The organism is Saliniramus sp., assembly GCF_035311605.1.
In the GTDB taxonomy this organism is placed as follows: domain Bacteria; phylum Pseudomonadota; class Alphaproteobacteria; order Rhizobiales; family Beijerinckiaceae; genus Saliniramus.
In genome coordinates, this window is record NZ_DATGCW010000150.1 from 1 (window position 1) to 6,394 (window position 6,394).

Consider the following 6,394-nt stretch of genomic DNA (forward strand, 5'->3'; position numbering starts at 1 on the left):
GTCGACCACATAGGTGATATCGACCGTGCCTTCCGCCTCGTTGCGCACACCGACAGGGCGCACCTGCGCAAAGGCATAGCCGCGCTGCGCAACGGCAGTGGTCATGTCGACGAGCGTCCGCTCCACTTCGGTGGAATCATAGATGCCGCCGGTGCCGGTCGCGACGCGCCGGCGCAATTCCTCCTCGGACACATCGGGAATACGCGAATCGACGCTGACGTTCCCGACGCGGTAGCGCTGCCCCTCATCGACCGTGATGGTGATGACATAACCCTTGCGATCCGCATCAAAGATCACATCGCTGCCGACGACCTGCATATCCGCATAACCGCGACGCATGTAATAGCGGCGCACGGATTCGAGATCGGCCGCGAGACGATCAGGATCATAGACGTCGGCCGTACTCAGCAGCGTGAAGATACTGCTGACCTCGGAGCTCATCGCATCACGCAGACGCCTGCTCGAAACCGACTCATTCCCAACGAAATTGATCGCGCGAATATTGGTACGTGCACCCTCGTCAATGGTGAAAACCACGTCGATGCGACCGTTTTCGAGCTCGACGGTACGCGGCGTGACTTCGGCGAGCGCGCGCCCGGAACGCCGATAAAGCTCGCGGATGCGGCGCACATCCTCGTCGACGGTTGCGGGGTTGTAGGGACGATTGGAGCGCGTCTGCAATTCCGGAAGCAGCGCCTCGCTGCGCAGGCGGCGATTTCCCTCGAAGGCAACCCGGTTGATCACCTGGTTCTCGGCGACACGCACCACAACCGAGCCGCCCTGGCGGGAGACGCGGACATCACTGAACAGACCCGTCGCGACCAGATTACGCCGCGCTTCATCCGGGCTCGACCCAACCACATAGGATCGGATCGTGTCGGTGTCGACGCGGCGATTGCCCTCGACGACCACCTGCTGCGCGAAAGCCTCGGAGACGCCGAAGGCCGCCATCGCCATGGCGAGTGCTACCGTCGTCCGTTTCGCCGTCACGCTGCGGCGCGCGTTCTTGCTCGACATATACTGGCCCGTCTCGTTCTGGTTTGTCGCGGGTTTTGCCCCGAAGCCGGACACGCACATGCATGCCGACCCGCTTGGTCTACACTCCGCTTCTACCGAAACTCGGCGCCATTGCAAACGCCGAATGTCCCACCCGGCAGAATTTTCCCCCGGCGTGGCCTTCGTGTCACGATAGGGCCGCAATTTTTCAGGCGCTGAGGTTAATGATATCATTCCACGTGACGAAGAGCATGAGCATGAGAACCAGTGCCAGACCGACCCGGAAGCCGATTTCCTGCGCCTGATCACTGAGCGGGCGACCACGCGCTGCCTCGATCGCATAATACATCAAATGCCCGCCATCGAGCATCGGCACGGGGAAGAGATTGATGAATCCGATCGAGACGGAAAGCAGCGCCGTGAGGCTGATCAGCCCGAGAATCCCGCCGAGGGTGGCGACGTCACCCGAGACTTTCGCGATGCGGATCGGCCCGGAGAGCTGATCCGCCGATTCGCGGCCCGTCACGAGCTTGCCGAGATAGTCGACCGTCCGGTCGATGACGAAATAGGTCTCCGAGACCCCGTGACCGAGCGATTCCAGCGGGCCATACGTGATGTGGCGCACAGCCTGCGGATCATTGACCGCCTGCAGGCCGATCATGCCGATGCGATGGCGACCGAAAGCCGTCTCCTGCTCGGTGCGCACCGGCGTGACGAGGAGGGTGTCGATGTCTCCGTCCCGCTCGACTTCGAAGACGAGATCATCGCCGGCCGAGGAACTCACGATGCGCTGCAGATCAGAGAAGCCGACCACCTCGCGCCCGTCGATCGACAGGATCAGATCATCCGGCGCAAAACCCGCAGCCTCCGCCGCACTGCCTTCCACCACAGCTTCGACACGCGGTTCGAGCACCTGCTTGCCGTTGAAATAGGCCAGCCCGGCAAAGATCAGGATCGCGAGGATGAAATTCGCTGCCGGCCCCGCCGCCACGATCATGGCGCGTCGACCGACGGATTTGTGATGAAAGCTGAGGGAACGGGTTGCCTCGTCCATCTGCGACAGTTCATCGGGATCCGGTGCACTGGAGACGTTGAGATCACCGGTGAACTTGACGTAGCCGCCCAGCGGAATGACCGAGACCTTCCAGCGCGTTCCCTGCCTGTCGGTCCAGCCGAACATTTCCGGCCCGAAGCCGATCGAGAACGCATCGACACCCACACCGCACCAGCGCCCGACGAGAAAATGGCCCATCTCATGGACGAAGATCACGATGGCGAGCACGAAGATGAAGGGAATCAGATAGCCGAAGACGAGATCCCAGACCGAACCGACCACCAGACCGAAAATTTCCATCACCCGTCTCCATTTTGCCGTATCCGCAGCGGATCCGGCCCAGATCTGCGCTCACATGCCCAGCGCTTCGCGCGTCAGCGCACGGGCGCGCGCGTCGATGGCCAGAGCCGTCTCGACATCAGCGGGCGCCTCGCGCTCCGAGGCGACCATACGCGAACAAACCTTCTCGACACTTACCGCGATACCATAAAAATCCAGCCGACCGGCAATGAAGGCGGCGACTGCGATCTCGTTGGCCGCATTCAGGATGGTGGGATGTGCACCGCCTCCCGCCAGAGCCGCCATGGCGAGCCCAAGACAGGGAAAGCGCTCCAGATCCGGTTTCTCGAAGCTCAACGCTGCAATCGCGGCCAGATCAAGGCGTGGCAGCGCGGTGTCGAGCCGCATCCCCTGCGGTGCCAGCGCATGGGCGATGGGAACGCGCATATCCGGCGCCGCCAGTCCCGCCGTCACAGCGCCGTCGCGCCAGCTCACCAGCCCGTGCACGATCGATTGCGGGTGCACCAGCACGTCGAGCCGCGCAGCCTCCAGCCCGAAAAGGTAATGCGCCTCGATGAGTTCGAGACCCTTGTTCATGAGCGTCGCCGAATCGATCGTGACCTTGGCCCCCATCGACCAGTTGGGATGCTTCGACGCCTGCTGCGGCCCGGCGGCGGCGATGGCCTCGCGCGACCATGTCCGGAACGGCCCGCCCGAAGCGGTCAGCGTCATCGCGGTCACATCGCCGAGCGCGCCGTTGCCCAGAGCCTGGGCGAGGGCGTTGTGCTCCGAATCGACCGGCAGCACCGCCACCCCGGCCCGCGAAGCAGCCTGCATGAAGGCGGCGCCGGCACTCACGAGGCTTTCCTTGTTGGCCAGCGCGATGGCACGCCCCGGGCGGATTGCCGCCGCAGTCGGGCGCAGACCCGCCGTCCCCGCTATGGCTGCGAGCACGAGATCGGCCTCGTAAGCGACAGCCTCCAGGACCGCCCCCTCGCCCGCACCGCAGGCGATGCCGCTGCCCGAAAGTGCCTCACGCAGGGCCGGCAGGGCGGAGCCGTCGGCGAGCGCGGCATAGCGCGCCCCGGTCTCGCGGGCGGCTGCGGCCAGCGCCGGCGCGTCCGAGCCCCCCACCACGGCAGTGACCGTGAAGGCGTCGCGGTGACGGGCGATCACGTCGCGGGCCGATCGCCCGATCGAGCCGGTCGCACCGAGCAGGATGAGTTTGCGTGTCATCGCCTCGCTCTTCTCCGTCAGCCTCTGGCTCGCGCACCGGTCGTCATCCGGCGCCGATCCCGAAGGGCGACAGCCCCAGCAGCATCAGGCCGACCAGCAGACAGACGGCGAAGAACGCGTCGAGACGATCCATCACGCCACCATGGCCCGGGATGAGACTGCCGGAATCCTTGACGTCGAAATGGCGCTTGAGCGCCGATTCGGCCAGATCTCCCCCCTGTCCGATCACCGATGCGAGCCCGGAAAGCAGCGTCAGCGCCCAGAGATCGAGCGGCGGTGCCTGACCCAGAATCCGGGCGACAAGCCCCAGCAGAAAACCCGCCAGCATGGCACAGGCCAGCCCGCCGAAGAATCCCGCCCAGGTCTTCTTCGGGCTCAGCCGGGGCCACAGCTTCGGCCCGCCCAGCGCGCGCCCGGTGAAATAGGCTGCGATATCCGTGCCCCAGACCACAGCGAAAATCCATATGACGGCGAGCGCGCCGAGCGCCGGATCGGATCGCACGATGATCGGCACCGCCACCACCACGAAACCGACGGCGTAGCCCGCGCCGGCCCAGATCCGGTCGCGCCACGTCATGCTGATCATCACGACGAGCGCGCCACCGGTCAGCGCGATCGCCGCCAGCACGACCCCCGGCCAGTCGGTGAGATGCGCCAGCACGAAGGCCGTATAGGCCAGCGCGCCGGCCACGACGCTGGGGATGCGACGTACGATCCAGACCATGGCGATCCATTCGAACAGAATCGCCGATCCCGCCGCCAGCCACAGCACGGCGAAGACGACTCCGCCAAACCAGGTCGTGCCCAGCGCCAGCGCAATCATCACGACGGCCGAGATGAGCCGGATACCGGTCTCCGAGCGCACGAAGCCGCGCGCCGTGCCGCTTTCGCCAGGGCTGTTCATCGGCTCGCCTCGCGATAGCGGACGCCGTCATCGGCGGCCGGCTCCTCCGCGACATGGGCGAGCCCGCCGAATCGCCGCTCACGCCGGGCATAATCCGCCAGCGCCCGGGCGAGAACCGCCTCATCGAAATCCGGCCAGAGATCGGGCAGGAAGACGTATTCGGCATAGGCCGATTGCCAGGGCAGGAAATTGGAGACGCGCTGTTCGCCCGAGGTGCGGATCACCAGATCCGGATCGGGCATGTCGGCCGTATCGAGGGCCTCGGCGAAGCGCGTCTCATCGATGGCGGCGGGATCGAGCCTGCCAGCGGCGACCTCCGAAGCCAGACGCCGCGCGGCCCGGACGATTTCCTGACGCCCGCCGTAATTGAATGCCACGACGAGGTTGAGACCGGTATTGTCGCGCGTGCGGGCCTCGACCTCCTCGAGCAGCGAGAGGATATCGCGGGAAAGGCCTTCACGCTCGCCAATGATCCGGATCCGAACGCCCGCTTCATGCAACTTGTCGAGATCGCTGCGAATGTAGCGCTTCAGGAGGCTCATCAGGATGGAGATTTCGGCCGGCGGGCGACGCCAGTTCTCGGCAGAGAAGGCATAGAGAGTGAGATAGCCGATCCCGGCCTGTGTTGCAGCGCGCACGCAGCGCCGCACCGCCTCCACCCCCTGGCGATGCCCCTCGGCACGCGGCAAACCGCGCCGCGATGCCCAGCGACCGTTGCCATCCATGATCACGGCGACGTGACGCGGCAGGCGGGAAAGCGGATATCCGCCCCGGATGTCGGTCTGCTGCACGCCGCTGACCCGTGCGGCGGCTGCGGCGCTGTGATCCTCCGGCATGAAGCCCTGTCTCCGCTTGGCGCCGGCTGACCGGCGCATGCCCGGATGCAGGTCCGATCCCCGATCAGACCTGCATGATTTCCTTTTCCTTGGCCGCGACGACCGAGTCGACCTCGGAGACGTGTTCATCCGTCGCCTTCTGGACCTGATCGGCCTGACGCTTCTCGTCGTCCTGACTGATATCGCCGTCTTTTTCCAGCTTCTTCAGCGTATCGAGCCCATCACGACGTACATGCCGGACGGCCACACGCGCCTCTTCGGCATATTTGTGCGCGACCTTGACCATTTCCTTGCGGCGCTGCTCGTTCATCTCGGGAATGCGCAGGCGGATGACCTGGCCCTCGGTCTGCGGATTGAGACCGAGATCGCTCTCGCGGATCGCCTTCTCGACGGTGGCGACCATGCTGCGATCCCAGACCTGGACCGAGAGCAGGCGCGGCTCGGGCACGCTGACCGTCGCGACCTGGTTGATCGGCATGGCGGCGCCATAGGCATCGACCGTGATCGGGTCGAGCAGGTTGGTCGAGGCGCGCCCGGTGCGCAGACCCGCCAGATCGCTCTTCAATGAATTCACCGCGCCACGCATTCGGCGCTTGATGTCGTCGAGATCGAATTCCGCAGCCATTGTCGTTGTCCTGTCGTGCAATTGTCGGGATACGGCCCGAAGCTGTTTATATCAGGGCGCGACCACCGTCGAGGGTGCTTCACGTTCCAGAATCGCCGCGATCGAGGAGGGCGCGTGCAGCGAACCGACGATGATCGGCAGCTTGCCGTCGCGGGCCAGCGCGAAGGCGGCGGTATCCATCACCTTCAGATCACGGGCGATCGCCTCGTCATGGGTGAGCCGGTCGTAACGCTTCGCATCCGCGTGCGCCTTGGGATCGGCGGAATAGACCCCGTCCACCTGCGTCGCCTTGAGCACCGCGTCACAACGCAGTTCCGCAGCCCGCAGCACGGCGGAGGTGTCGGTGGTGAAGAAGGGATTGCCGGTACCGCCCGCCAGCACCACGACCTGGCCCTTCTCGAGATAATGCAGGGCCGGCTGGCGCGCATAGGTTTCGCAGATCGTGGGCATCGACACCGCCGACA

7 protein-coding genes are annotated in these 6,394 nt (G+C 65.2%); all 7 read right to left on the reverse strand.

Annotation, left to right across the window (positions count from 1 at the left end; translation table 11 throughout):
* The coding region (locus VKP01_RS07155; protein ID WP_324411472.1) for a POTRA domain-containing protein at window positions 1-1,017 on the reverse strand (1,017 nt) is incomplete at its 3' end.
* A 187-nt stretch (window positions 1,018-1,204) separates the two neighbouring features.
* Window positions 1,205-2,350, reverse strand: coding sequence for an RIP metalloprotease RseP (gene rseP, locus VKP01_RS07160; RefSeq protein ID WP_324411473.1), 1,146 nt, complete (start codon window positions 2,348-2,350; stop codon window positions 1,205-1,207).
* A gap of 51 nt (window positions 2,351-2,401) precedes the next feature.
* A complete protein-coding gene (gene dxr, locus VKP01_RS07165; protein ID WP_324411474.1) occupies window positions 2,402-3,565 on the reverse strand; it encodes a 1-deoxy-D-xylulose-5-phosphate reductoisomerase in 1,164 nt (387 codons plus the stop codon).
* A 43-nt stretch (window positions 3,566-3,608) separates the two neighbouring features.
* Entirely contained in the window at window positions 3,609-4,469 is an 861-nt protein-coding gene (locus VKP01_RS07170) for a phosphatidate cytidylyltransferase (protein WP_324411475.1), read from the reverse strand.
* A complete protein-coding gene (locus tag VKP01_RS07175) occupies window positions 4,466-5,305 on the reverse strand; it encodes an isoprenyl transferase (protein ID WP_324411476.1) in 840 nt (279 codons plus the stop codon). Before VKP01_RS07175 ends, VKP01_RS07170 begins: the two co-directional genes overlap by 4 nt.
* 64 nt (window positions 5,306-5,369) lie before the next feature.
* Window positions 5,370-5,930 (reverse strand): ribosome recycling factor, encoded by a 561-nt coding sequence (gene frr / locus VKP01_RS07180; protein WP_324411477.1) that lies wholly within the window; start codon window positions 5,928-5,930, stop codon window positions 5,370-5,372.
* 51 nt (window positions 5,931-5,981) lie between these two features.
* Window positions 5,982-6,394, reverse strand: a 413-nt coding sequence (locus tag VKP01_RS07185) for a uridine monophosphate kinase (RefSeq protein WP_414706542.1), incomplete at its 5' end; no start/stop codon positions are given.

What these genes read in the sequence shown, in the direction of transcription:
- VKP01_RS07170 (WP_324411475.1), bottom strand. Translation starts at nt 4,469, where the DNA reads ATGAACAGCCCTGGCGAAAGCGGCACGGCGCGCGGCTTCGTGCGCTCG.
- dxr (WP_324411474.1), bottom strand. Translation starts at nt 3,565, where the DNA reads ATGACACGCAAACTCATCCTGCTCGGTGCGACCGGCTCGATCGGGCGA.
- VKP01_RS07175 (WP_324411476.1), bottom strand. Translation starts at nt 5,305, where the DNA reads ATGCCGGAGGATCACAGCGCCGCAGCCGCCGCACGGGTCAGCGGCGTG.
- rseP (WP_324411473.1), bottom strand. Translation starts at nt 2,350, where the DNA reads ATGGAAATTTTCGGTCTGGTGGTCGGTTCGGTCTGGGATCTCGTCTTC.
- frr (WP_324411477.1), bottom strand. Translation starts at nt 5,930, where the DNA reads ATGGCTGCGGAATTCGATCTCGACGACATCAAGCGCCGAATGCGTGGC.